Genomic DNA, 24836 nt, shown 5'->3' on the forward strand with positions numbered 1-24836 from the left:
CCACCCGGCGCGGCAGCCCTTCGGGGGCGCCCCTGCGCCCGGCCCGGCGCACGCCCGGCCACGGCGCCACGGCCCACTGCCCAGTCTCGTACTGATCCACGGCGCGGCCGCCGTCACCGCGGCCCTCTGCCTCACCCACACCCTCTGGCACGGCCTGGACGAGCGCGGCGCGACGCTCGCCTTCGGCACCCTGATCCTGCTCGGCGAGCTGGCCCGCTGGGGCGGCGGCCAGCGCGAGCCGGCGCCCCTCGGGGCGGCCGGGGCCCTCGCGTACGCCCTGCTCGGCGACATCGCGGGCCGGCCGGCGGAGCACGGCGCACTGCAGGTCGTCGCCGTGGTCGGGGCCGCCACCCTGGCCGGCTCGGTGCCGCACATCGCCGCCGGGCAGGGCCGGGCCCTCGAGCACCTCACCCGCCGGACCCTGACCGTGGGCTTCGCCGCCGTCTGCTTCCAGACGCCGTACAACACCGGGCTGCTGGACCAACTCGTGGGCCGTGGACCGTTCTACGCCCTGTGGATCGTGCTCGTCCTGGTGCTCACCGCGCTCAGCGACGCCGTGCTGGCCGCCGCGCTCGCCCGGGCCCGCACCCTCCCCGACGCCTTCCGCCGCACCGGCGGCACCCCGCTCCCGTACGGGCCGCTGCTGCGCGACCAGCTGCGTGCGATGACGGGGATCGTCTCCGCCGTCGGGGCCACCGGCGCCGTGATGGCGCTCGCCGTCGCGGTCGGCGGGCTCTGGGCGCTGCCGGTCTTCTGCGTACCGCTGCTCCTGACCCAACTGGCCTTCCGGCGCTACACCGCGGTGCGCACCACCTACCGGCAGACCATCGCCTCACTCGCCCGGGCCACCGAGATCGCCGGCTACACCCCGCAGGGCCACGCCCGCCGGGTCGCCCTGCTCAGCCGCGCGATCGGCCGCGATCTGGGGCTCACCGGACCCGACCTGCAGGTACTCGAGTACGCGGCCCTGATGCACGACATCGGCCAGCTGTCCCTGGTGGACCCGGTCCCGGCCGGCGCCACCGCCGAGCTGCCGGCCGCGGACCAGCGCCGCATCGCGCTGCTCGGCGGTGCCGTGGTGCGTCAGACCGGAGTCGCCCGGGAGGTCGCGGTCGTCGTGGAACGCCAGGCAGACCCCTTCCGGGAGCAGCCGCTGACCGCCAGGATTGTGCGTACGGCGAACGCTTACGACGAGATGACCCGTGGCGACGGACCCGGCGGCGCCCTGGCCGCACTGGAGCGGCTGCGCCTGGGCACCGGGCACGACTACCAGGCCGAGATCGTCGAGTCCCTGGCACGGGTCCTCTCGCGCGGCGGACCGGCTCGCTCCGCAGCGGTCTGATCCGCGTCCTGCCTGGGTAACCCATGGGTAATGAGCGGGCCGAAGACGGGGCATGGTTGGATGCGAAGTAGTGAGTAGTCATGGGTGCCCGGGGGCACAGGCCCGGCACAGGACAGTTCCCAGTGAAGCTGGCAGGCGGGAATCGTGAGGATCTTCGGCAAGGGACGGCACCGGCCCTCCGCCTCCTGGCGGCAGGCCACCGACCGGGCATTCACGCTCATCGGGGACGGCCGCTACGAGGACGCGGGAGCACTGCTCACCCGGGCCGCCGATCTGGAGCCCTGGCTCTCGGAGTCCTGGTTCAATCTGGCACTCCTGCACAAGTTCCGGCACGACTGGGAGCAGGCCCGCGCCGCCGGACTGCGCGCTGTCGCCCTGCTCGACCGCGAGACGGGCGCCCCCGACTGGTGGAACGTGGGCATCGCCGCGACCGCCCTGCAGGACTGGCCGCTCGCCCGGCGGGCCTGGCAGGCGTACGGCCTGAAGGTCCCCGGCGGTGCGGCCGCCGCGGGCGAGCCGCACGGCATGGACCTCGGCAGCGCTGCCGTGCGGCTCTCGCCCGAGGGCGAGGCCGAGGTGGTCTGGGGCCGCAGGCTCGACCCGGCTCGCCTGGAGATCCTGTCGATCCCGCTGCCGTCCTCCGGGCGCCGCTGGGGCGAGGTCGTCCTGCACGACGGGGTGCCGCACGGCGAGCGGACCACGGCCGCCGGCCACTCGTACCCGGTCTTCGACGAGATCGAACTGTGGGCGCCCTCGCCGGTGCCGACCTGGGTGGTGCTCCTGGAGGCGGCGGGCGAGGCGGACCGCGACGCCCTCGAGCGGCTCGCGGCCGAGGCCGGTTTCGCCGCGGAGGACTGGTCGTCCTCGGTGCGGCTGCTCTGCCGGATGTGCTCGGAGAGCCGGATGCCGAGTGACGAGGGCGACGGTGAGCATCTCGACCCGCACGACCACAGCGAGCCGGGCCATCCGGGCCCGCTCGGCCACCGCAGCCCCGGCGCCCTGTGGGTGCCCGAGCGCGAGTGCGGGATCGCGGCGCCGGCCGGCCTGGTGCGCGGACTGCTCGACGGCTGGGTCGCGGACAGCCCGGACACCCGCGACTGGCGGGACCTGGAAGAGGTCTGCTGAGCCCGTCCGGGACCGGCGGGGCTTTCGGCCCCGTAGGCTGTACGGCATCACAGGCTTGTCGAGGAAGGCATACGTCGGACATGGCGCAGCAGGACACTGAGCAGCAGCACGCCGGGGTGCTCCCCGTCGACGACGAGGGTTTCGTCGTGGACGTCGAGGACTGCGAGGAGCGCGAGGCGGCGTACCGGGAGCGGGGCACGGCGCGGCCGATCACCGTCGTCGGCAATCCCGTGCTGCACAAGGAGTGCCGGGACGTCACGGAGTTCGACGCGGAGCTTGCGAAGCTCGTCGACGACATGTTCGCCAGTCAGCGGGCGGCAGAGGGTGTGGGGCTCGCGGCGAACCAGATCGGTGTCGATCTGAAGGTCTTCGTCTACGACTGCCCGGACGACAACGGCGTGCGGCACGTGGGGGTGGTGTGCAACCCGGTCGTCGAGGAGCTCCCGGCCGCCGACCGCTCCCTGGACGACTCGGGCGAGGGCTGCCTCTCCGTCCCGACCGCATACGCGCCGCTCGCTCGGCCCGACTACGCGGTGGTCACGGGGCGTGACGAGCGGGGGAATCCGATTCGGGTGCGGGGGACCGGGTACTTCGCGCGGTGCCTGCAGCACGAGACGGACCATCTGTACGGGTACCTCTACATCGACCGGCTGTCGAAGCGGGAGCGGAAGGACGCGTTGCGTCAGATGGAGGAGGGGACTCCGCGGTACGAGACGGTGCCCAACGCCTGAGCGGCGGGTATTTGTCCCCTACCCGCCCCTTCCCGAGACTCCTGCTGGAGGGGCCTCCTCAAGCTCCCCCAGACTTCGTCCGGGGGGACCCCCAGGAGGGGCTGTAGAAGGCCCCCGGAACGTACGCCGGTACGAGTGCGGTGTCGTGCCGAGTGAGGCGAGGAAGTGGTGGCGGAGGGCTGCTGCGTTGCCGAAGCCCGCGTGGGCGGCTATCGCGTCGATCGTGTCGTCGGAGCCCTCGAGCAACTCCTGGGCGAGCAGCACCCGTTGCCGCAGCAGCCAGCGGTACGGCGTGGTGCCCGTCTCCTCCTTGAAGCGGCGGGCGAAGGTGCGCGGCGACATATGGGCGCGCTCCGCGAGCGCCTCCACGGTGATCTCCTCGTCCAGATGGCGTTCCAGCCAGGCGAGCACCCCGCCCACGGTGTCGCACCGGGTGCGTGGCAGCGGGCGTTCCACGAACTGCGCCTGCCCGCCGTCCCGGTGCGGCGGCACCACCATGCGGCGCGCTATCGCGTTCGCCACCTCCGTGCCGTGCTCCTCGCGCACGATGTGCAGGCAGGCGTCGATCCCGGATGCCGTACCCGCCGAGGTCACCACCCGGCCCGACTCGACGTACAGCACATCGGGCTCGACCCGGGCCCGCGGGTGGCGTGCCGCCAACTCCGCCGCGTGCCGCCAGTGCACGGCGCAGGGCCGGTCGTCGAGCAGGCCCGCGGCGCCGAGGACGAATGCGCCGGAGCAGACCGAGAGCACCCGGGCGCCGCGGTCCACGGCCCGGCGCAGCGCGTCCAGGAGCTCCTCGGGGAAGGCGCGGTGCACATACGACGTGCCGGCGGGCACCGCGATCAGGTCCGCCTCCTCGAGCCGCTCCAGACCGTGCTCGACCAGCAGGGAGAATCCCGCGTGGGTGTCGAGGCGTGCGCCCTCGGCGGAGACCACCGCGAAGTCGTACACCGGCAGGCCCTCGTCGCTGCGGTCGAGGCCGAACACCTCGCAGACCACGCCGAGTTCGAAGGGGTGCACTCCGTCGAGCAGGACGGCGGCCACGTTCTTCAGCATGTCTCCAGCTTGCCGTAGGTTTCCTGGGGTGGGGAGTCCCGTACGGATGTGACCTGGACTCCCCGACCCGTCCGCCCGGCCGGTCGGGATCACGACTACGCAGTGAGGAACGCCTTGGCCACGGAGTCCCCGACCGTCGAACTGCCGCAGTTGCCCCCGCCGCCGCCCCTCGCCGACCAGGCGGAACGCCTGATCGAGCTCGGTGTGCACACCCTGGCGAAGCTGCCCGCCGAGGAGCTTCGGGCCTTCGCCGCGCAGGCCGGCCGCGACGGCACCCTGCTCGCCGTCCATCCGGACCGGGTTCCCGCGTCCGCGCTCGCGCCGCTGCTCAGCCGCGCGGGCAAGCCGGGTTTCGTCGTGGTCGACATGCCCGACGTCGACGACTTCGCCCCCGTCGGCATCGAACCGCCCGACGCACCCCTGTACCTCCTCGACGCTGTCGACCGCGGCGACGACAAGGCCAACTGGAGCCCGGAGGAGGCCCTTCCGACCCTCACCGAGCAGGGCCGCAGCCCGCTGCTGCTCTCCGAGGGCATCCACTGGGTGCTGCAGCAGCCGGAGGCGCTCGCCCGCAACCGCTGCTTCATGACCATCGGCTCCCGGCTGCGCAAGGCCAACGGCGCCTTCGACGCCCGTACGCCCGCGATCTGGATCAGCAACGGCACGGGGCGGGACGGCAAGGAGCGCCGGGACGCACCCAAGGTCGGCTGGTGCTGGTGGGGCAACCGCCACACCTGGCTGGGCTTCGCCTCCACCACGGGCCGCGGTGCCTAGCACTCCGTACGCGTACGCACCCGGAGCCGTTCGTCCGACCGAGACCGAAGGAAGTGAGCACGTGCCCCCGCTTGTCCCCGCCGACCCCCACGCCCTGCATCCGATGCCGGAGCAGCCGCGTGTGGTGCTGCTCAAGCCGCTGGTCAGCTCGCCGCTGATCGAGGTCGGGGAGTTCTCGTACTACGACGATCCGGACGATCCGACGGCCTTCGAGACCCGGAACGTGCTCTATCACTACGGGCCCGAGAAGCTGGTGATCGGCAAGTTCTGCGCACTGGGCGAGGGCACCCGGTTCCTCATGAACGGCGCCAACCACCGGATGGACGGCCCCTCGACGTTCCCCTTCCCGATCATGGGCGGCTCCTGGGCCGAGCACTTCGACCTCATCACCGGCCTTCCGGGGCGAGGCGACACGGTGGTCGGCAACGACGTGTGGTTCGGCTACCGGTCCCTGGTGATGCCGGGCGTCCGGATCGGCCACGGAGCGGTGATCGCCTCCGGCGCCGTCGTGGTCGACGACGTGCCCGACTACGGGATCGTCGGCGGCAACCCGGCCCGCCTCATCCGCCGCCGCTACAGCGACGACGAGGTGGACCGGCTGCTTGCCGTGGCCTGGTGGGACTGGCCGCCGGAGCACATCACCGAACACACCCGCACGATCATGTCCGGCACCATCGACGCACTCGAGGCGGCCGCGCCGCGGACGGATTCGGCCCATGACTGAGACCACCGACCGCACGCCGTTCGCCGCCTGGCTGCGCGAACACGTCACACCGCTCGACACGATCGACCCCGAGGCGCCGCTCGACGACCTGGAGCCGCTGCGTGAACTGATCGGCGGTGCCCGGGTGGTGGCCGTCGGCGAGAACTCGCACTTCATCGAGGAGTTCGCCGCGATGCGCCGCCGCATACTGCGCTTCCTCGTGGAGCGCTGCGGATTCACCGTGCTCGCCTTCGAGTACGGCTTCAGCGAGGGCTTCGCGCTCGACGCCTGGGCGCAGGGCGGTGGCGCCGAGGAGGATCTCGGGGAGCTGCTCGCCGGGTCGATCCCGGTGGGAGTGGCCGAACCGCTGCGCTGGGTACGGCAGTTCAACCGCGACGCAGGCCGGCCGGTGCGCTTCGCCGGGATCGACGTCCCGGCCGCCGGCGGCTCGCTGCTCCCCGTCCTCGCCCCGGTCGCCGACCATCTGCGCAAGGCCGACCCGGAGGTGCTGCCGCTGATCGAGCGGGCGATGCGGATCGCGGAGTCCTTCGCCGGGCCGTCCGCCGCCGCGGCCGCACCACGGTGGGCACGGCTCGAGACGGCCGAACAGGACGCGCTGACCGCCCTGTTGAGCCGTCTCCTGGTCCGCTGCCGCTCCCTGTCGCCGCTGCACACCACGGCCGCCGAGGCTCATGACCATGCGGTCGCGGTACGGCGTCTGGAGGTCGCCTGTCACGCGGACTACTCGTTCCGCGCGATGGCCGACCTCTTCGCCGGGCGCGGCCTGAGCGGCGACACCTCGGCCCGGGACCGTTCGATGGCCGATTCGCTGCTGTGGCACCTCGAACGCAGCGGTCCCGATGCCCGGGTCGTACTGGCCGCCCACAACGCGCACATCGTGAAGTCCCCGATCTCCTTCGACGGGCACCTCACCGGGCTGCCGCTCGGGCAGCATCTGCACGAGGCGCTGGGCGAGGACTACTTCGCGCTCGGACTGACCGGCGTCGACGGCCGCACCGCGGACATGCTGCCCGACGAGGACGCGCCGTTCGGCTTCACCGTCACCGACGCCCCGCTCGGTCCGCCCGAACCGGACAGCATCGAGGCCGCGTTCGCGGACGCCGGGACCGGACCCGGACTGGCCGGCCTCCGCCGGGCGCGGCCGCTCGGCGGCCTCGCGCGCCCCGACCGCACCCGGCTGCAGAGCGCGTATCTGCAGGTCCCGGTGCTCGACGCGTTCGACGCCGTACTGAACACGGGGACGTCCACGGTCGCGGCGGAAGCCCTGCAGTGAGGGGCGGCAGGAGCGGCGTCCGGGACCCGGAGACCGGTTGGCAGTAATTCGATGATGCATGACAGTCCTGCCACTCACCCCGCGCCGCCGGCCGCGGGAGAGTGGGGGACATGAACGCATTCATCGACTGGTCCACCGTCCTCGGCGTCGCCCTCCTGCTCGCCGCCCCCTCCCTCGCGGGCCACCTCAACGACCGGCGCATCGACCGGCAGTTGAGGAACGCCGAGCGAGGTCCCGCCGGGAAGGTCCGGATTCCCGATCCTCCCCGACGGGACCTCGTGGTCCCCCTGCCGATCGTCCGGAACGCGCCGGCGACCGCTCAGAACTCGTCGTCGAACGACACCGAGCCCTCCACCGCCACCTGGTACGCGGACGGCCGGCGCTCGAAGAAGTTGGTCAGCTCCTGAACGCCCTGCAACTCCATGAAGGAGAAGGGGTTCTGCGAGCCGTACACCGGCGCGAAGCCGAGGCGTACGAGCCGCTGGTCGGCCACGCACTCCAGGTACTCGCGCATCGACTCGGTGTTCATCCCCGGCAGTCCGTCCCCGCACAGGTCACGGGCGAACTGCAGTTCCGATGCGACCGCCTCCCGGAGCATCTCGGTGACCTGCTGCTCCAGCTCCTCGTCGAAGAGGTCCGGCTCCTCCTTGCGGACGGTGTCGACCACCTCGAAGGCGAAGTTCATGTGCATGGTCTCGTCCCGGAACACCCAGTTGGTGCCGGTGGCGAGGCCGTGCAGCAGGCCGCGGGAGCGGAACCAGTACACGTAGGCGAAGGCGCCGTAGAAGAACAGGCCCTCGATGCACGCCGCGAAGCAGATCAGATTCAGCAGGAAGCGGCGCCGGTCGGAGCGGGTCCTCAGCTGGTCGATCTCCTCGACCGAGTCCATCCACTTGAAGCAGAACTCGGCCTTCTCGCGGATCGAGGGGATGTTCTCGACCGCGGCGAAGGCGGCCGTACGGTCCTCCGGATCGGGCAGATAGGTGTCGAGCAGCGTCAGATAGAACTGGACGTGCACGGCCTCCTCGAACAGCTGCCGGCTCAAGTAGAGCCGCGCCTCGGGGGAGTTGATGTGCTTGTACAGGGTGAGCACCAGATTGTTCGCCACGATCGAGTCGCCGGTGGCGAAGAAGGCCACGAGGCGGCCGATCAGGTGCTGCTCGCCGGGGGTGAGCTTCGCCAGGTCGGACACGTCCGAGTGGAGGTCGACCTCCTCGACGGTCCAGGTGTTCTTGATGGCGTCCCGGTAGCGCTCGTAGAAGTCCGGGTAGCGCATGGGACGCAGGGTGAGCTCGAAGCCGGGGTCGAGCAGGTTCTTGGCCGTGGCGGCGGTTGCTTCGGGTGCGGTGGTCATTACTGGCAGGCCTCGCAGGACTCGGGGTTTTCCAGGGAGCAGGCGATCGCGTCGGCCTCGGCGGCCGGCTGCTGGGGTACGGGGGCGGATTCGCTGGTGGCGCCCGATCCGGCCGCGCGGGCGATCCGCGTCGCAGGCCGGGAGCGCAGGTAGTACGTGGTCTTCAGGCCGCTCTTCCAGGCGTACGCGTACATCGAGCTCAACTTGCCGATGGTCGGCGTCTCCAGGAACAGGTTCAGGGACTGCGCCTGGTCGAGGTACGGGGTGCGGGCCGCGGCCATGTCGATCAGGGCACGCTGCGGGATCTCCCACGCGGTGCGGTAGAGATCGCGCACCTCGGCGGGCAGCTCGGTGAGGCCCTGCACCGAACCGGAGGAGTCCCGCAGGATCTCGCGGGTCGCCGCGTTCCACTGCCCGAGCCGCTTCAGATCCTCCACCAAGTAGGCGTTGACCTGCAGGAATTCACCGGAGAGCGTCTCGCGCTTGAAGAGGTTGGAGACCTGCGGCTCGATGCATTCGTACGAGCCGGCGATGGAGGCGATCGTCGCGGTCGGCGCGATGGCGAGCAGCAGGGCGTTGCGCATGCCGGTGGCGGCGATACGCTCCCGCAGGGCGGCCCAGCGCTCCGGCCAGTGCGGCTCGACGCCGTAGTGGTCGGGGTGCAGGACGCCGCGGGCGGCCCGGGTGTGCTCCCAGGCGGGCAGCGGTCCCGCCTTCTCGGCGAGGTCCGCGGAGGCCTCGTACGCGGCGAGCATGATGCGCTCGGCGATCCGCGTGGAGAGCTCCTTGGCCTCGGGGGAGTCGAAGGGCAGCCGCAGCTTGAAGAAGACGTCCTGCAGGCCCATCGCGCCCAGACCGACCGGCCGCCAGCGGGAGTTGGAGCGCCCGGCCTGCTCGGTCGGGTAGAAGTTGATGTCCACGACGCGGTCGAGGAAGGTGACCGCCGTGTGCACGGTGGCGTCCAGGCGCTCCCAGTCGATCGTGCCGTCCTCGGTGACGAAGGCTCCGACGTTCACCGAGCCGAGGTTGCAGACGGCCGTCTCGCCGTCGTCGGTCACCTCGAGGATCTCGGTGCACAGGTTCGAGGAGTGCACCACGTGGCCGGGCTCGGCGGTCTGGTTGGCGGTGCGGTTGGCGGCGTCCTTGAACGTCATCCAGCCGTTCCCGGTCTGCGCGAGGGTACGCATCATCCGGCCGTACAGGTCGCGCGCGGGCAGCGTGCGGCGGGCGAGCCCGGCGGCCTCGGCCCTCCGGTACGCGGCGTCGAACTCCGCGCCCCACAGGTCCACAAGCTCCGGCACGTCCACCGGCGAGAACAGCGACCAGGTGCCGTCCGTCTCCACCCGCCGCATGAACTCGTCCGGGATCCAGTGCGCCAGATTGAGGTGGTGGGTGCGGCGGGCGTCCTCGCCGGTGTTGTCCCGCAGTTCGAGGAACTCCTCGATGTCGGCGTGCCAGGTCTCCAGGTAGACGGCGGCCGCACCCTTGCGCCGGCCGCCCTGGTTCACCGCGGCGACCGAGGAGTCGAGGGTCTTGAGGAACGGCACGATGCCGTTGGAGTGCCCGTTCGTCCCGCGGATCAGCGAACCCCTCGCGCGGATACGGGAGTACGAGAGGCCGATGCCGCCGGCGTGCTTGGAGAGGCGGGCGACCTGGTGGTACCGGTCGTAGATCGAGTCGAGCTCGTCGGCGGGGGAGTCCAGGAGGTAGCAGGACGACATCTGCGGGTGCCGCGTACCGGAGTTGAAGAGCGTCGGCGACGACGGCAGATAGTCGAGCCGGCTCATCAGGCGGTAGAGGGAGGCGACTTCGTCGACCGCGGGGGTGCTCGCGTCCGCGGCCAGACCGGCGGCGACGCGCAGCATGAAGTGCTGCGGGGTCTCGACGACCTTGCGGGTCAGCGGGTGGCGCAGCAGATAGCGGCTGTAGACGGTGCGCAGGCCGAAGTAACCGAAGCGGTCGTCGGCGGCCGGGTCGATCAGGGCGTCGAGGCGCGCGGCGTGCGCGGTGACGAACTCGGCGGTGCGGTCCGCGATCAGGCCCTCGCGGTGCCCGGTCGCCACCGAGTCGGTGAAGCTGCGTACGCCCTGGGTCGCGGCCTCCTCGGCGATGGTGAGGGTGAGCAGACGCGCGGCGAGGCGGGCGTACGCCGGGTCGTCCGAGATCAGACCGGCGGCCGCGTCCGTCGCGAGCTCGCGCAGCTCCGCCTCGTCGGAACCGGCGTGCCGGCCCCGGAGCGCGGCGGCCGCGACCCGGCCGGGGTCCGTGTCGGGCAGATCGGCGGTCAGCTCGGTGAGGGTACGCAACAGGGCGGTACCCGGGGCGTCTTCGACCTGTTCGGCGACCGCGGCAAACGGATCGGCTGGCGCGATGGTCACGTGGTGCTCTCCCTCGCTCGGCTCGGGGCCGTGCGGGAGGCTTGGCGTCACGGATCGGCGCGCCCGCGCAGGGCCGCGCTCCGCGTCCACCGGCCCATTCCGCGAGGCCCGGACGTCGTCGGCACCCGGGCCGGACGGACCGGGTGCACTGTCGTCAGGTCCTCGGACTCATGGGTACGCGAATGCGCACACATACACCGTTGCGGGACAGTTCCGGATTCGCACCGGATTCCCCTGGCATGACAGCGAGCACGAGCATACATGTTGGGTCTGACTCTGCGGGCGCACCCCACATCTTGTGTCACGGCGCGTTCATACCGGAGCGTCCCGGCCGGGCCCTACAGGGCCAGACGGTACGTCAGCAGGCTGACGCCCGGCACGGGGACCCAGTCCCGCTCGGGTGTCCGGGCGAAGCCGAGCCGCCCGTAGATGCGGTGGGCCGTGCGCATCGTCTCCTGTGTGGACAGGACGACGGCGGTGCAGCCGGTGGCTCTCGCGCGGTCCAGACAGGCCCGCACCAGCGCCTCGCCGACGCCACGGCCGCGCGCTTCCCGCGCCACCGCGAGGGCACGGAACTCCGCCTCGCCGGGCAGGCAGACCTGGGCGTACGGCGTGCCGTACGGCGCGAACGTCACGCCGCCGAGCAGCCCGCCGGACCCGTCCACGGCGACCAGGACCTCGGCCTCGGCGGCCCGCTCCGCGACCGCGCGCAGCGTGTCCAGGTAGGGGTCGTCCGTGCGGAAGCCGAGCAGTCCGTCCTGCAGATAGGCCTGCACCGTGAGCTCCCCGAGCGCCTCGAACTCACCCTGCACGGCCCGCCTGATCCCGAAGTCCATCCCCGAATTCTGCCGGACGCCACCGACAACGGGCCGGGCGCCCTCCGAAGAGGCCGCCCGGCCCGCGCCCGGCTCAGCAGCAGCGGAAGCCTTCGCGGGGGTCCGCCTCCTGCGCGTCCGTGCGGCTGCGTTCGAACTCGCGGCGGGTCATGACCTCCGCGTCCGGACTGCAGGACCGGGTGTGCGCCACGTACCGGTCGTACGTCGCCTCGCCGGTCAACTCCCGCCAGTAGTAACGGAATCGGCTCGCGAAGTGCCGGACCCGGCCTGCGGCGGCGGTCCCGGCGCCCGCGGTCACGACCGGCCCCCGTCCCCGTCCGCCGGCTCGGACGCCGCACCGACCGCGGCGAGTTCGGCCTTCTCGCGCTGCGTCGGGAACATCCCGTCCGGCGCGACCAGTTTGGACTCCACGTACTTCACCTCGGCGAGCTTCGCGCTCTGCGGATCCCGGATGACCTTGTAGCAGACCCGGGCCGCGTCCGCGAGGACGATGATGATGAGGACCGCGAAGAGGATCGAAAGGACCCCGTCCACCGTGGAGTTGGTGACCACGGTGTGCATGTCGTCCATCGACTTCGCGGGCGGGAGCACCTCACCGGCCTCGATGCCGTCCTGGTACTTGGCGCGCTGCGAGAAGAAGCCCACGGCCGGGTCGCCGGAGAACACCTTCTGCCAGCTCGCGGTCAGGGTGACCGCCGCGTCCCAGGCGAGTGGTACGGCCGTGATCCAGGCGTACTTGAGCCGCCCCGACTTCACCAGGAGCGTGGTGCAGACCGCCAGAGCGACCGCGGCGAGCAGCTGGTTGGCGATGCCGAACAGCGGGAAGAGCTGGTTGATGCCGCCCAGCGGGTCGTGCACGCCGACCCAGAGGAAGTAGCCCCAGCCGCCGACCACGACGGCGCTGGCGATCCAGACGCCCGGCTTCCAGCTGACGTCCTTCATCGGCTTGTAGACGTTGCCCAGCATGTCCTGGAGCATGAAGCGGCCGACCCGGGTGCCGGCGTCCACGGTGGTGAGGATGAACAGCGCCTCGAACATGATCGCGAAGTGGTACCAGAAGGCCTTGAGTCCGGCCCCGCCGATCACCGAGGAGAAGATCTCGGACATGCCGAGCGCGAAGGTCGGTGCACCGCCCGTACGGGAGAGCAGGCTGGCCTCCTCCACGTCCTTGGCGGCCTGCGCGAGATCGTTCGGCGAGATGCTGAAGCCGAGTCCGGCGACCGCCTGCGAGGCGGACTCCACGGTGGTGCCGATGACTCCGGCCGGCGCGTTCATCGCGAAGTACAGACCGGGATCGATGATGCAGGCGCAGATCAGGGCCATGATCGCGACGAACGACTCGGTGAGCATCGCCCCGTAGCCGATCATCCGGACCTGGGTCTCCTTCTGGATCATCTTCGGGGTGGTGCCCGAGGAGACCAGCGCGTGGAAGCCGGAGAGCGCGCCACAGGCGATCGTGATGAAGACGAACGGGAAGAGCGACCCGGCGAAGACCGGCCCGGTCTCCTCGAAGGCGAACTTGGTGACGCCCTCCATCTGCAGCGTCGGCAGCGCGATGACGACTCCGACGGCGAGCAGCACGATCGTGCCGACCTTCATGAACGTCGACAGGTAGTCGCGCGGCGCGAGCAGCATCCACACCGGCAGGACCGAGGCCACGAAGCCGTAGATGACCATCCAGATGACGAGCGTGCCCGCCTCGAGCGTGAAGGTGTCGGCGAGCGAGGACTCGGCGACCCAGCCGCCGGCCACGATCGCGAGCAGCAGCAGTGCGACACCGATGAGCGAGACCTCGGTGACCCTGCCAGGGCGGAGCGTACGCAGATAGAAGCCCATGAACAGGGCGATCGGGATCGTCATGCCGATCGAGAAGACGCCCCAGGGCGAGTCGGCCAGGGCGTTCACGATGACCAGGGCGAGCACCGCGAGCAGGATGATCATGATCATGAACACCGCGACGAGCGCCGCGGCACCGCCCAGCGGCCCGATCTCGTCGCGCGCGATCTGCCCGAGCGAACGCCCGTCCCGCCGCGTCGAGAAGAACAGGACCACCATGTCCTGGACGGCACCGGCGAAGATCACGCCGGCCACGATCCAGATGGTGCCCGGCAGATAACCCATCTGGGCGGCGAGGATCGGACCGACCAGCGGGCCCGCGCCGGCCACCGCAGCGAAGTGGTGCCCGAAGAGCACCCGGCGGTCCGTGGGGTGGAAGTCCACGCCGTTGTTGAGGCGTTCGGCCGGTGTCGCACGGGTGCGGTCGGCCTTGAGGACCTTGTACTGGATCCACTTCGCGTAGAAGCGGTAGGCGATGGCGTAGGAGCCGAGTGCCGCAGCGAGCATCCAGACGGCCGACACCTCCTCGCCACGGGCGAGTGCGAGTACGACCCAGCCCACCGCGCCGATGACGGCCACGAGTGACCATCCGGCGATGGCCTTGGGCGTCAGTCTCCGTGCGTCCTCCGGCGGTGTCGTCGTCGGTGGCGTCGGTGTCGGCTCTGACATCGGTGGGCTCCGTCCCCTAGATCCCCCACGTATTAATGCGCTGGAAATCTAGAGGACTGTCTCGCAGGGAGTCACCCCCCGTCCGCATATCGGTACGGACACAAATCGGGGTCCGGTGGAACCGAATCGGGACAACCCGCCAACCGCCTCAGTCCTGCGGCCTCTTGAGCCGTGCCACGAACTTGTACCGGTCACCGCGGTAGACCGACCGCACCCACTCGACCGGGTGACTCGAACCGTCGAGCGAGTGCCGCGAAAGCATCAGCATCGGCAGTCCGACGTCGGTGCCGAGCAGCCCGGCCTCGCGCGGGGTCGCGAGCGAGGTCTCGATGGTCTCCTCGGCCTCGGCCAGATGGACGTCGTATACCTCGGAGAGCGCCGTGTAGAGAGAGGTGTACTTGACCAGCGAACGGCGCAGCGCGGGGAAGCGCTTGGCGGACAGATGGGTCGTCTCGATGGCCATCGGCTCGCCACTCGCCAGGCGCAGCCGCTCGATGCGCAGCACCCTGCCGCCCGCGGCGATGTCGAGCAGTCCGGCGAGCCGGTCGTCGGCGGTGATGTAGCCGATGTCCAGGAGCTGCGAGGTCGGTTCGAGCCCTTGGGCCCTCATGTCCTCGGTGTACGAGGTGAGTTGGAGCGCCTGCGAGACCTTCGGCTTGGCGACGAAGGTGCCCTTGCCCTGGATGCGCTCGAGCCGCCCCTCGACGACGAGCTCCTGCAGGGCCTGGCGCACGGTGGTGCGGGAGGTGTCGAACTCGGCGGCCAGCGTGCGCTCGGGCGGGACCGGGGTGCCGGGCGGCAGCGTCTCGGTCATGTCGAGCAAGTGCTTCTTCAGTCGGTAGTACTTGGGCACGCGCGCGGTGCGTCCGGCCGCGGCCGGTTCGGCCGACGGTGTGGCCGTCGCGCCCTGCGTGCTGCCCATGCTCGACCCACCCGTCTCCCGGCCGGCGTTCGCGGTCGTCGCACTGCGTGCGGTACCGCGCTGCGGCTCCTGTGCTGCTGCCGTCACCGGCTCCTCCGTCTGTCGCGGCTCACATCGTGGCACGGCCTGCCCGGCACCCGCCGTAGTCGCTCAGGTGTCGGTCCGGTAACGGGATGTGCGACCCCTCTTATACACCCTTGACACCCCTAAAGGTCTAGGCCAAGCTCCCCGTACTGGTCTACACCATTAAAGACCAGATCCCGGCCCCACGGCAGTACTTGGCGTATCTCACGCAGCGGGCAGGGGGGTTGTGAGCATCCCTGAGGAGGGTGGCGTGAAGCGCAAGCTGATAGCCGCGATCGGTGTCGCGGGCATGATGTTCTCGATGGCCGCGTGTGGTGATTCCGGCAGTTCCAACTCGTCGAAGGACCCGAAGGACCGGGACGAGACGCTGACCGTGTGGCTGATGGTCGATGCGCAGAGCACCTGGCCGGAGCTGGTCAAGGACGTCAACGCCCAGTTCAAGAAGAAGTACCCGAAGGTCAACGTCAAGGTGCAGTACCAGCAGTGGGCCGACAAGGCCAAGAAGCTGGACACCGCACTCGGCGGGGACAAGTTCCCCGACGTCGTCGAGCTCGGCAACACCGAGACCATGCAGTACATCCTCAACGGTGCGCTCGCCGAGATCGACCCCAAGAAGTACGACAACTCCGACACCTGGATCCAGGGCCTCAAGGACACCTGCTCGTTCGAGGGCAAGCAGTACTGCGTCCCCTACTACGCCGGCGCCCGAGTCGCCGTCTTCAACAAGGAGATGGTGAAGAAGGGCACGGACAGCGACAAGCTGCCCACCACCGAGGACGAGTTCCTCGCGGCGATGGACGACGTGCAGAAGGAGTACGGCACCAAGGACAAGCGCTTCTCCTCGCTCTACCTGCCCGGCCGTTACTGGTACGCCGCGATGTCGTACGTGCACGCCTACGGCGGCGAGATCGCCACGTACGACGAGGGCTCGAAGGAGTGGAAGGGCGCCCTCTCCAGCGCCAAGTCCAAGCAGGGCATCGAGCACTTCGTGAACCTGGTCAAGAAGTACAACAAGGCCGACCAGACGAAGGACGAGCAGGACCACGCCAACGTGGTCGCCAACTCCAAGGCCGCCGTCATCTACGGCAACGGCTGGGAGGCCGGCTCGGTCGTCGAGGGCAAGAGCGGCAACCCCAAGCTCAAGGGCAAGATCGACGTCGCCGCGATGCCCGGCCCGAACGGCAAGCCGCTGCCCTCCTTCATCGGCGGCTCCGACCTCGCGGTGACCGCCAAGTCCAAGTCCGCGGACCTGGGCGAGGAGTGGATCTCGATGTACACCAGCGAGAAGTCCCAGGAGGTCCTCGCCTCCAAGGACATCCTGCCGAACAACACCAAGCAGCTCGAGCCGCTGACCAAGAAGCCGGCCACCGCGCCGGCCGCGAAGGCCGTGCCCGAGGCCTGGTTCACGCCGATCGCACCCGGCTGGACCTCGATCGAGAAGGAGGAGGTCCTGGAGAACCTGCTCCTCGACATCCTCAAGGGCGGCTCCGTGGACGCGGCCACCAAGAAGGCCGACGCCAAGATCGACGAGCTGATCAACAAGGAGTCCTGAGCCAACAGGCTCCCGGGCGGTGGGCGGCGACGCGTCGGTACGGGTCGCCGCCCGGCCGCCCCTTTCGGTGCAGAGAACAAACGGAAGGTCCCCCACGTGACTGCCGCCGACACCCAGGCCGTAGAAGCGAAGGCCCCCGTCGCCGGGGGCGTGAACGAACCGGGCACCCGGCCGCCCGCACCATCGGGGAGCGGCGGAAAGGGCCGCGCGGGGCGAGGGAGGAACGGCCTTCTTCCCTACCTCCTGATCCTCCCGGCCATCGTGGCGATCGCCGCCGTATACGCCTACCCCCTGGCTCGTACGGTGATCATGTCCTTCCAGGACATGGGGCGCCGCGAGCTGTGGACCGGTGAGTCACCGCCCTGGGTCGGGCTCGATCAATTCACCAACATCCTGGGCGACTCGGAGTTCTGGAGCGTCACCGGACGCACCGTGCTCTTCATGACCGTGTGCGTGGTGCTCACCATGGGTCTCGGCCTGCTGATCGCCCTCCTCATGCAGCGCCTGACCACCTGGGTCCGCCTCACCCTGACCGTGGCCCTGATCGCCGCCTGGTCGATGCCGCTGCTCGTCGCCTCGTCCATCTTCCGCTGGCTCGCGGACTCCGACTACGGACTGCTCAACACCCTGATCGCCAAGGTCGCGGGGGAGGACTTCCTCGGCCACAACTGGTTCCTCAACCCCTGGCAGGGCTTCGCGGTCATCATCTGCCTGGTCGTCTGGGGCGCCATCCCGTTCGCGGTCATCACCCTGTACGCCGCGCTCACCCAGGTGCCCAAGGAGCTCGAAGAAGCAGCCCAGTTGGACGGCGCGAGCCCCTTCAGCGTCTACCGGTTCGTCACCTGGCCGGTCATCAAGCCCGTCTTCATCATGGTCACCACGCTCTCGGTGATCTGGGACTTCAACGTGTTCGGCCAGATCTGGCTGCTGCGCGGCAACAAGCCCGAGCCCGAGTACGAGACCCTCGGCCTCTACTCGTTCTCCAAGGCCTTCGAGTCCACCTCCTTCAGCCAGGGCACCGCCATCGCCCTGATCACGGTCGTCCTGCTGTCCGGCGTCGCCGTGTACTACCTGCGTCAGCTGATCAAGACAGGAGAGGTCGAATGAGCGCCTCCGCCCCGGTGAGCCGTACGCCGGCCGCTCCGTCCGAGCCGCGCGTGCTGCGCCCCGACCGCAAGAAGTCCCGCTTCGGCTACAACGTCATCGGCCTGGCCGTCGCCGCCGTGATGGCCTTCCCCGTCTACTGGCTGATCGTCAGCGCCCTGCGCCCGAACCACGAGATCCGGTCGTACGACCAGACCCTGTGGCCGTCGTCGATCACCTTCGACAACTTCGCGCGGGCCGCGAAGCAGGCGAACTTCGGCACCGCGATCCAGTCGAGCCTGATCGTCTCCATCACGGCCGTGCTCGGCGGCATGATCATCGCGACCTTCGCGGCCCTGGCGATCGGCCGCTTCCGGTTCTTCGGACGCAAGTCCCTGCTGCTCGTGCTCATCCTGGTCCAGATGCTGCCGCCGACCGCGATGCTGATCCCGATCTACGCCCAGCTGAACTCGATGGGCGGGCTGAACGAGTACTGGGGCCTGATCGTCGTCTATCTGGTCTCCACACTGCCGTTCGCGGTCGTGATGATCCGCGGCTTCGTGGTCAACATCCCGGTGGAGCTCGAGGAGTCCGCGATGGTCGACGGGTGCACCCGGATGGGTGCCTTCCGCCGGGTGGTGTTCCCGCTGCTCGCCCCCGGTCTCGCGGCCGCGTCGATCTTCGCCCTGGTGAACGCGTGGAACGAGTACCTCTTCGCGTACATCCTGATGAACGACAACGACAAGTACACGCTCAACGTGTGGCTGATGACCTTCACCACCGAGCGAGGCACCGACTACGGCGCGCTGATGGCCGCGTCCACCATGATCGCCCTGCCGGTGGTGATCTTCTTCATGATCATCCAGAAGAAGATGGCCACGGGGCTCACCTCCGGCGCTGTGAAGGGATGACTCCGCCTCCATGACCACACTCGCCCGCGGCACGGACACGCTCACCCGCGACGTCCTCACCGTCCTGCAGCCCGGCTTCACCGGGACCACCGCCCCCGACTGGCTGCTGCGCAGGATCGACGAAGGTCTGCACTCCGTCGGCCTGTTCGGCCGGAACATCGCCTCCGAGGAGCAACTGGCCGCGCTCACCGCCCAGTTGCGCGCCGAGCGCGGTGACGTACTGGTCGCCATCGACGAGGAGGGCGGCGACGTCACCCGGCTCGAGGTGCGCACCGGCTCGTCGTTCCCCGGCAACCACGCCCTCGGCGCCGTCGACGACCCCGAGCTCACCCGCCAGGTGGCCACCGAACTGGGCCGCCGGCTCGCCGCCTGCGGAGTCAACCTCAACTGGGCGCCGTCCGCCGACGTCAACTCCAACTCCGAGAACCCGGTGATCGGCGTACGCTCCTTCGGCGCAGACCCGGACCTCGTCGCCCGGCACACCGCCGCGTACATCACCGGTCTGCAGTCGGCCGGCGTGGCCGCCTGCGCCAAGCACTTCCCCGGACACGGCGACACCTCGGTGGACTCGCACCACGCGATGCCGCGCATCGACGCCGACCCGGACACCCTGCGGGTCCGCGAGCTGGTGCCGTTCCGTGCGGCCATCGAGGCCGGCACCAAGGCCGTGATGAGCGCGCACATCCTGCTGCCGGCCCTGGACGCCACCCACCCGGCCACGCTCAGCCCGGCCATCCTCGCCGGACTGCTGCGCCGGGAGCTGGGCCACGACGGCCTGATCGTCACCGACGGCATGGAGATGCAGGCGATCTCCGCCACGTACGGCATCGAGCGCGGCAGTGTGCTCGCCATCGCGGCCGGCGCGGACGCCATCTGTGTGGGCGGCGGACTCGCCGACGAGGACACCGTGCTGCGACTGCGCGACGCGCTGGTCGCCGCGGTGAAGTCCGGCGAACTGCCCGAGGAGCGCCTCGCCGACGCGGCAGCGCGGGTACGGGCGCTCGGCGAGTGGACCGCGGCGGCCTCCTCCGCCGCGCACCGCGAACCGGTCGCCCCGCGCACCGACATCGGCCTGGTCGCGGCCCGCCGGGCGCTGCGGGTCACCCGCACCGAGACCGTGGTCGAGCCGCTGACCGAGGCCCCCTACGTCGCGGCCTTCACGCCGGTCGCCAACATCGCCGTGGGCGACGAGACCCCCTGGGGCGTCGCCGCGGAGCTGGCGCGCCTGCTGCCCGGCACCGAGACCGGCAGCTACGCGGGGGCGGACGCCGAGGCGGACGTACGCACCCTCGTGGCGGGCCTCCTGGCGGCCGCGGGGGACCGGCGGGTGGTCGCCGTGGTCCGCGACGTGCACCGTCACCCCTGGATGGCGTCCGCCTTGGACGAACTGCTCGCCGCCCGGCCCGAGTCGGTCGTCGTCGAGATGGGCGTCCCGGGCGCCCCGCCGTGCGGCGCCCTGCACCTCGCCACGCACGGCGCGGCCCGGGTCTGCGCCGTGGCCGCGGCAGAGGTGATCACCGGCCGTCGGTAGCCGAGGTGATCACCGGCCGTAGACGAGTGCCCGAGCCGGCCGCGTGCGTCGGCGGTGCGGCTCGGGATCCGTCCGTACGACGCACGACTGCCGGGCACCCCATGACGGGTGCCCGGCAGTCGTGCGTGCGGGGGAGAGGCGTCAGATCCCCTGCCAGTCCGGCTTGTTGACGTAGGCGTGCCGGAAGTAGTCGGCCAGCTTCAGCTTGGACGCCGCCGCCTCGTCGACCACCACCGTCGCGTGCCGGTGCAGCTGCAGCGCCGAGGCGGGCACCACGGCGGCCACCGGGCCCTCGACCGTCGCGGCCACCGCATCGGCCTTGCCCTCGCCCGTGGCGAGCAGCACCAGGTGCCTGGCCTCCAGGATGGTGCCGATGCCCTGGGTGATCACATGGTGCGGGACCTGCTCGATGTCACCGTCGAAGAACCGGGCGTTGTCCACCCGGGTCTGCTCGGTGAGCGTCTTGATCCGGGTGCGCGAAGCAAGCGACGAGCAGGGCTCGTTGAAGCCGATGTGCCCGTCGGTGCCGATGCCGAGCAGTTGCAGATCGACCCCGCCGGCGTCGGCAAGGGCCTGGTCGTACGCCTCGCACGCACCCTGCACGTCCTCGGCGCTGCCGTCCGGACCCATGAAGGAGTCCTCGCCGAGCCCCAGCGGCGCAACGACCTCGCGCAGCACCACCGAGCGGTACGACTCGGGGTGCCCGGCGGGCAGTCCCACGTACTCGTCGAGCTGGCAGATCCGGGCCCGCGAGGCGTCCACCTCGCCGGCGCCGGCCTTGGCCGTCAGCGCCTCGTAGATCGGCAGCGGCGTGGAGCCGGTGGCCACGCCGAGCAATGCGTCGGGCTTGCGCCGCAGCAGGCCGGCCATGGCCTCCGCGATGAGCTCTCCGCCTGCCTTGGCGTCCGGGACGATGACAACTTCCACGCTTGGCCTGCCGATCTGGTGAAGGGGCATCGGGTCACTGCATGTGGTATAGACCAATCTAGCAGAGTGTGCCCATCGGCACACCCGCTACTGCTCCGCCCGGACGCACCGCGACCGGGCGCACCGCGACCGGGCGGCCCGGGATCACCCGCGGCTCCGGCTGGCGACGGCGGCGACCCCCGTGGTCGACTTGGAACAGCCCCGCGGCCGCCCCTGGGAGGAAGACCGGAATGTCCGCCACGACGAGCGCCCGGCACAGCGAGCGACCGGGCAGCATCATGTCCGGCGAGATGGCGGAGCAGCCCGCGGTGCTGCGCCGCATCCTCACGGACGGTGCGCCACGCATCCGCGAGACCGCCGCCCGGATCGCCGCCAAGAACCCGCGCTTCGTCCTGCTCACCGCCCGCGGCACCTCCGACAACGCCGCCCTGTACGCGAAGTACCTGCTGGAGATCCGGCTCGGTCTGCCCTGCGGCCTCGCCTCGATGTCCACCACCACGGCGTACGGGGCGAAGCCGGACCTCACCGACGTGCTGGTGATCACCGTCAGCCAGTCCGGTGGCTCACCGGACCTGGTGGCCTCGACACGGGCCGCGCGCGAGGCCGGCGCGATCACGCTCGCGGTGACCAACAACCCGGACTCGCCGCTCGCCGCCGTCTCCGAGTTCCACCTCGACATCCTGGCCGGACCGGAGCGGGCACTGCCCGCGACCAAGACGTACACCGCGTCCCTGCTCGCCCTCTACCTCTTCGTCGAGGGCCTGCGCGGCGGCGACGGCGCCGCGGCGGACGGGCTGCCGGACCAGGCCGCCGGGCTGCTCGCGCGCCAGGACGAGGTGCGCGGGCTCGCCGCCCGCTACCGCTTCGCCGAACGCATGGTCATCACCTCCCGCGGCTACGGATACCCGACCGCCAAGGAGGCCGCCCTCAAGCTGATGGAGACCAGCTACATCCCCGCTCTGTCGTACTCCGGTGCCGACCTGCTGCACGGCCCGCTCGCCATGGTCGACAACATCTCTCCGGTGATCGCCGTCGTCACCGACGGCCGCGGCGGCGAAGCCCTGCAGCCCGTACTCGACCGGCTGCGCGGCCGCGGCGCCGACCTCGTGGTGATCGGCCCGAAGGCACAGGTGGAAGCGGCTTCGGCCGGCTTCGAACTCCCCACCGCGGGCGTCGCCGAGGAGGTGCAGCCGATCCTCGAGATCATCCCGCTGCAGCTGCTCGCCTACGAGGTGACCATCGCCCGTGGCCAGGACCCCGACGCCCCGCGCGCCCTGGCGAAGGTCACCGAGACCCGCTGAGCGCCGCGACCGGTGAACCGCTGCGGCACACCCGCCGTGCTCCTGGGTGCAGGGCCTTCGTACGGTGCCATCGGTACCTGTTGGAGAAAACCACGGAAACTCACACCGCCGCACGCATGGACACCGGAGAATGGTCTAGTCCACAATGCAGTAGTCCACCCTGGAGTGGACAGGCTCCCGCTCTCCCCGCACAGGAGAGCGGAGCGAGGCACCGGCGCTCTCTGCCCTGACTGCGCCGGAGCCTCCACTCGGCCGCCGGGACCGCACACCCGCCGGCCGATGCAACCCGGGCTGCGGTGCCGGGAGGGCTGAGGGTCCCTCCCGAGCGCCGCGGCCCGCGGGTGTCTGCGGGGCCCGCCCACCGGCCGTGACCAGGCACGACTCCCGGCCGGGTACGCTCGGCCCGTGCCCTCCATGAACGAACTCGTACGCCAGCACACCGCCCTCGGCGACACCGACCTCGAGTGGCTGCATCTGCTGGTCTCGGAGTGGCAGCTGCTCTCCGACCTCTCGTTCGCCGACCTGGTCCTGTGGGTCCCGACCCGGGACGGCACGCGCTATGTCTCGGTCGCCCAGATGCGGCCCAACACCGGCCCCACCTCGTACCAGGACGACATGGTCGGGCACCTGGTCCCGCGCGGCCGCCGCCCGCTCCTGGACGCCGCGCTCGACGACGGGCGCATCGTGCGCGAGGGGGACCCGGAGTGGCGAGAGGAGGTGCCGGTCCGAGTCGAGTCCATCCCGGTACGCCGGGACGGCCGGGTCCTCGGCGTCATCGCCCGCAACACCAATCTGCTCACCGTCCGCACCCCGTCCCGCCTCGAACTCACCTATCTGCAGTCGGCGTCCGACCTGGCCCAGATGATCGCCGCGGGTTCCTTCCCCTTCCCCGACCAGCAGGTCGACATGGACGCCTCGCCGCGCGTCGGCGACGGACTCATCCGGCTCGACGCCGACGGCATCGTCCAGTACGCCTCGCCCAACGCCCTCTCCGCGTACCACCGGCTCGGCCTCGCCGCCGATCTGGTCGGCCACCACCTCGGCACCGCCACGGCCGAACTCGCCCCGTCCCGCGGCCCGGTGGACGAAGCCCTGGTCAAACTCGCCAGCGGCTACGCCCCGCGCGAGACCGAGGTCGAGGGCGACGACGGCGTCATCCAGCTCCGCGCGATCCCGCTCAAGCCGAAGGGCACCCGCATCGGCTCCCTGGTGCTCTGCCGCGACGTCACGGAACTGCGCCGCCGCGAACGGGAGTTGATCACCAAGGACGCCACCATCCGGGAGATCCACCACCGGGTGAAGAACAACCTGCAGACGGTGGCCGCCCTGCTCAGACTGCAGGCCCGGCGCATCGGCTCGGAGCGCGGCCGCGAGGCCCTGGAGGAGGCGGTACGTCGGGTCGGCTCCATCGCCATCGTCCACGAGACGCTGTCCCAGAACCTGGACGAGCGCGTCGAGTTCGACGAGATCGCCGACCGGGTGCTCGCGATGGTCGCCGAGATCTCACCGGGCAAGGTCACCGGACGGCGCACCGGCCGCTTCGGCATCCTGGACGCCGAGGTCGCCACGCCCCTGTCGATGGTCCTCACCGAGGTACTGCAGAACGCCCTGGAACACGGCTTCGGCGAGGGCGAGCACGGCACCGTCGAGGTCTCCGCGGTCCGCGGCGGCACCAGCAAGGAGCGCCGGCTGCTCGTCACCGTGCAGGACGACGGCGTGGGGCTGCCCGAAGGCTTCGACGTCCGGCAGGCGGGCAATCTGGGCCTGCAGATCGTACGCACCCTGGTCGAGGGGGAGTTGGGCGGCACCTTCGACATGGTCCCGGCGCCGGAGCGCGGTACGCGGGTGATCCTCGACATTCCGGTCCGAGCCGAGAAGGTCCGCCCCGATCAGTAGCCGCACAACCCGGTAGCCGCACAACAGTGAGCCCCGGACCGTGGTGCGGTCCGGGGCTTCACTGTCTACGGCTGAGCGCATTGAGGGTACTGCGCGCTGCGGCTCGGGGGCGGGAGATGCGTACTCGCCGTACGCGCCGCCGGGCTCAGGCTCGTGATGGGGTGGGGCGTCAGGCGCTGGCCTGGCGGGCCCGGTTGCGAGCGGCGCGGCGCTTCATCGCGCGGCGCTCGTCCTCGCTGAGGCCACCCCAGACGCCGGAGTCCTGGCCGGACTCGAGCGCCCACTGCAGGCACTGCTCCACGACGGGGCAGCGACGGCAGACGGCCTTGGCTTCCTCGATCTGCAGCAGCGCAGGACCGGTGTTGCCGATGGGGAAGAACAGCTCGGGGTCTTCCTCGCGGCAAACGGCGTTGTGACGCCAGTCCATGGCTGCTACCTCTCTTGGTGTTTCGGACACTTGTGCTTGTGAATGTGAACGCTTTCACGAATCCCTCCGCAAGGGAAGGGGCGACCACCAGATGACTGGCG

General features: G+C 70.6%; 22 protein-coding genes and 1 riboswitch. Of the genes, 13 read left to right on the forward strand and 9 right to left on the reverse strand.

Features of this window, described 5'->3' with window-relative positions:
* Positions 1 to 76 precede the first annotated feature (76 nt).
* The 3 genes from DY218_RS20415 (at position 77) to def (ending at position 3198) form a co-directional block, all read left to right on the forward strand.
* On the forward strand, positions 77 to 1342 hold the full coding sequence (locus DY218_RS20415) for an HD-GYP domain-containing protein (protein WP_128557597.1): 1266 nt from the start codon (positions 77 to 79) through the stop codon (positions 1340 to 1342).
* Positions 1343 to 1486: 144 nt separating this feature from the next.
* A complete protein-coding gene (locus tag DY218_RS20420; protein WP_128557543.1) occupies positions 1487 to 2467 on the forward strand; it encodes a tetratricopeptide repeat protein in 981 nt (326 codons plus the stop codon).
* An 80-nt stretch (positions 2468 to 2547) separates the two neighbouring features.
* On the forward strand, positions 2548 to 3198 hold the full coding sequence (gene def / locus DY218_RS20425; protein ID WP_128557544.1) for a peptide deformylase: 651 nt from the start codon (positions 2548 to 2550) through the stop codon (positions 3196 to 3198).
* 18 nt (positions 3199 to 3216) lie between these two features.
* Here def and DY218_RS20430 read toward each other — a convergent pair whose 3' ends face one another.
* The gene (locus DY218_RS20430) at positions 3217 to 4257 is read right to left on the reverse strand and encodes a GlxA family transcriptional regulator (protein ID WP_128557545.1); all 1041 of its coding nucleotides are present in this window, start codon (positions 4255 to 4257) and stop codon (positions 3217 to 3219) included.
* A 114-nt stretch (positions 4258 to 4371) separates the two neighbouring features.
* Here DY218_RS20430 and DY218_RS20435 point away from each other — a divergent pair, with 114 nt between their 5' ends.
* The 4 genes from DY218_RS20435 to DY218_RS20450 all read left to right on the forward strand — a co-directional run bounded on the left by DY218_RS20435 (position 4372) and on the right by DY218_RS20450 (position 7435).
* Positions 4372 to 5031 carry a DUF5701 family protein gene (locus tag DY218_RS20435; RefSeq protein ID WP_233521732.1) on the forward strand — a complete coding sequence of 220 codons (660 nt, stop codon included), beginning with the start codon at positions 4372 to 4374 and terminating at the stop codon, positions 5029 to 5031.
* Between the two features lie 103 nt (positions 5032 to 5134).
* Positions 5135 to 5755, forward strand: coding sequence for a CatB-related O-acetyltransferase (locus tag DY218_RS20440; RefSeq protein ID WP_128557599.1), 621 nt, complete (start codon positions 5135 to 5137; stop codon positions 5753 to 5755).
* Positions 5748 to 7028 carry an erythromycin esterase family protein gene (locus DY218_RS20445; protein ID WP_128557546.1) on the forward strand — a complete coding sequence of 427 codons (1281 nt, stop codon included), beginning with the start codon at positions 5748 to 5750 and terminating at the stop codon, positions 7026 to 7028. Before DY218_RS20440 ends, DY218_RS20445 begins: the two co-directional genes overlap by 8 nt.
* 110 nt (positions 7029 to 7138) lie before the next feature.
* Positions 7139 to 7435 (forward strand): hypothetical protein, encoded by a 297-nt coding sequence (locus DY218_RS20450; protein ID WP_128557547.1) that lies wholly within the window; start codon positions 7139 to 7141, stop codon positions 7433 to 7435.
* On the opposite strand, the gene DY218_RS20455 is transcribed toward DY218_RS20450, so the two are convergent.
* From DY218_RS20455 to DY218_RS20480, 6 genes are all read right to left on the reverse strand, one after another.
* Entirely contained in the window at positions 7348 to 8382 is a 1035-nt protein-coding gene (locus DY218_RS20455) for a ribonucleotide-diphosphate reductase subunit beta (protein WP_128557548.1), read from the reverse strand. The genes DY218_RS20450 and DY218_RS20455 overlap by 88 nt on opposite strands.
* A complete protein-coding gene (locus DY218_RS20460) occupies positions 8382 to 10760 on the reverse strand; it encodes a ribonucleoside-diphosphate reductase subunit alpha (RefSeq protein ID WP_128557549.1) in 2379 nt (792 codons plus the stop codon). Before DY218_RS20460 ends, DY218_RS20455 begins: the two co-directional genes overlap by 1 nt.
* A gap of 157 nt (positions 10761 to 10917) precedes the next feature.
* Positions 10918 to 10994, reverse strand: a riboswitch (cobalamin riboswitch).
* 104 nt (positions 10995 to 11098) lie between these two features.
* Entirely contained in the window at positions 11099 to 11596 is a 498-nt protein-coding gene (locus tag DY218_RS20465; protein WP_128557550.1) for a GNAT family N-acetyltransferase, read from the reverse strand.
* A gap of 73 nt (positions 11597 to 11669) precedes the next feature.
* Positions 11670 to 11894: a CstA-like transporter-associated (seleno)protein gene (locus DY218_RS20470; RefSeq protein ID WP_128557551.1), complete on the reverse strand. Its 225-nt coding sequence runs from the start codon at positions 11892 to 11894 to the stop codon at positions 11670 to 11672.
* Positions 11891 to 14101 carry a carbon starvation CstA family protein gene (locus DY218_RS20475; RefSeq protein ID WP_199566810.1) on the reverse strand — a complete coding sequence of 737 codons (2211 nt, stop codon included), beginning with the start codon at positions 14099 to 14101 and terminating at the stop codon, positions 11891 to 11893. Before DY218_RS20475 ends, DY218_RS20470 begins: the two co-directional genes overlap by 4 nt.
* A gap of 148 nt (positions 14102 to 14249) precedes the next feature.
* Positions 14250 to 15023: a GntR family transcriptional regulator gene (locus DY218_RS20480; protein ID WP_128557601.1), complete on the reverse strand. Its 774-nt coding sequence runs from the start codon at positions 15021 to 15023 to the stop codon at positions 14250 to 14252.
* 334 nt (positions 15024 to 15357) lie between these two features.
* On the opposite strand from DY218_RS20480, the gene DY218_RS20485 reads away from it, so the two are divergent.
* From DY218_RS20485 to DY218_RS20500, 4 genes are all read left to right on the forward strand, one after another.
* Positions 15358 to 16659 carry a sugar ABC transporter substrate-binding protein gene (locus tag DY218_RS20485; RefSeq protein ID WP_128557552.1) on the forward strand — a complete coding sequence of 434 codons (1302 nt, stop codon included), beginning with the start codon at positions 15358 to 15360 and terminating at the stop codon, positions 16657 to 16659.
* 96 nt (positions 16660 to 16755) lie between these two features.
* Entirely contained in the window at positions 16756 to 17766 is a 1011-nt protein-coding gene (locus DY218_RS20490) for a carbohydrate ABC transporter permease (protein ID WP_128557553.1), read from the forward strand.
* A complete protein-coding gene (locus DY218_RS20495) occupies positions 17763 to 18653 on the forward strand; it encodes a carbohydrate ABC transporter permease (RefSeq protein WP_128557554.1) in 891 nt (296 codons plus the stop codon). The genes DY218_RS20490 and DY218_RS20495 overlap by 4 nt, the downstream gene beginning before the upstream one ends.
* A gap of 10 nt (positions 18654 to 18663) precedes the next feature.
* Positions 18664 to 20184: a glycoside hydrolase family 3 protein gene (locus DY218_RS20500; RefSeq protein ID WP_128557555.1), complete on the forward strand. Its 1521-nt coding sequence runs from the start codon at positions 18664 to 18666 to the stop codon at positions 20182 to 20184.
* A gap of 141 nt (positions 20185 to 20325) precedes the next feature.
* On the opposite strand, the gene nagB is transcribed toward DY218_RS20500, so the two are convergent.
* Positions 20326 to 21111, reverse strand: coding sequence for a glucosamine-6-phosphate deaminase (gene nagB / locus DY218_RS20505; protein WP_128557602.1), 786 nt, complete (start codon positions 21109 to 21111; stop codon positions 20326 to 20328).
* A 230-nt stretch (positions 21112 to 21341) separates the two neighbouring features.
* Here nagB and DY218_RS20510 point away from each other — a divergent pair, with 230 nt between their 5' ends.
* Together DY218_RS20510 and DY218_RS20515 are read left to right on the forward strand one after the other, a co-directional pair.
* Positions 21342 to 22412 carry an SIS domain-containing protein gene (locus DY218_RS20510; RefSeq protein WP_128557556.1) on the forward strand — a complete coding sequence of 357 codons (1071 nt, stop codon included), beginning with the start codon at positions 21342 to 21344 and terminating at the stop codon, positions 22410 to 22412.
* 414 nt (positions 22413 to 22826) lie between these two features.
* Positions 22827 to 24308, forward strand: a complete 1482-nt coding sequence (locus DY218_RS20515) for a sensor histidine kinase (protein WP_128557603.1) — start codon at positions 22827 to 22829, stop codon at positions 24306 to 24308.
* Between the two features lie 169 nt (positions 24309 to 24477).
* Here DY218_RS20515 and DY218_RS20520 read toward each other — a convergent pair whose 3' ends face one another.
* Entirely contained in the window at positions 24478 to 24735 is a 258-nt protein-coding gene (locus DY218_RS20520; RefSeq protein WP_040248489.1) for a WhiB family transcriptional regulator, read from the reverse strand.
* Between the last annotated feature and the right edge of the window lie 101 nt (positions 24736 to 24836).

Source organism: Streptomyces triticagri (genome assembly GCF_003429565.1).
GTDB classification, from domain to species: domain Bacteria; phylum Actinomycetota; class Actinomycetes; order Streptomycetales; family Streptomycetaceae; genus Streptomyces; species Streptomyces triticagri.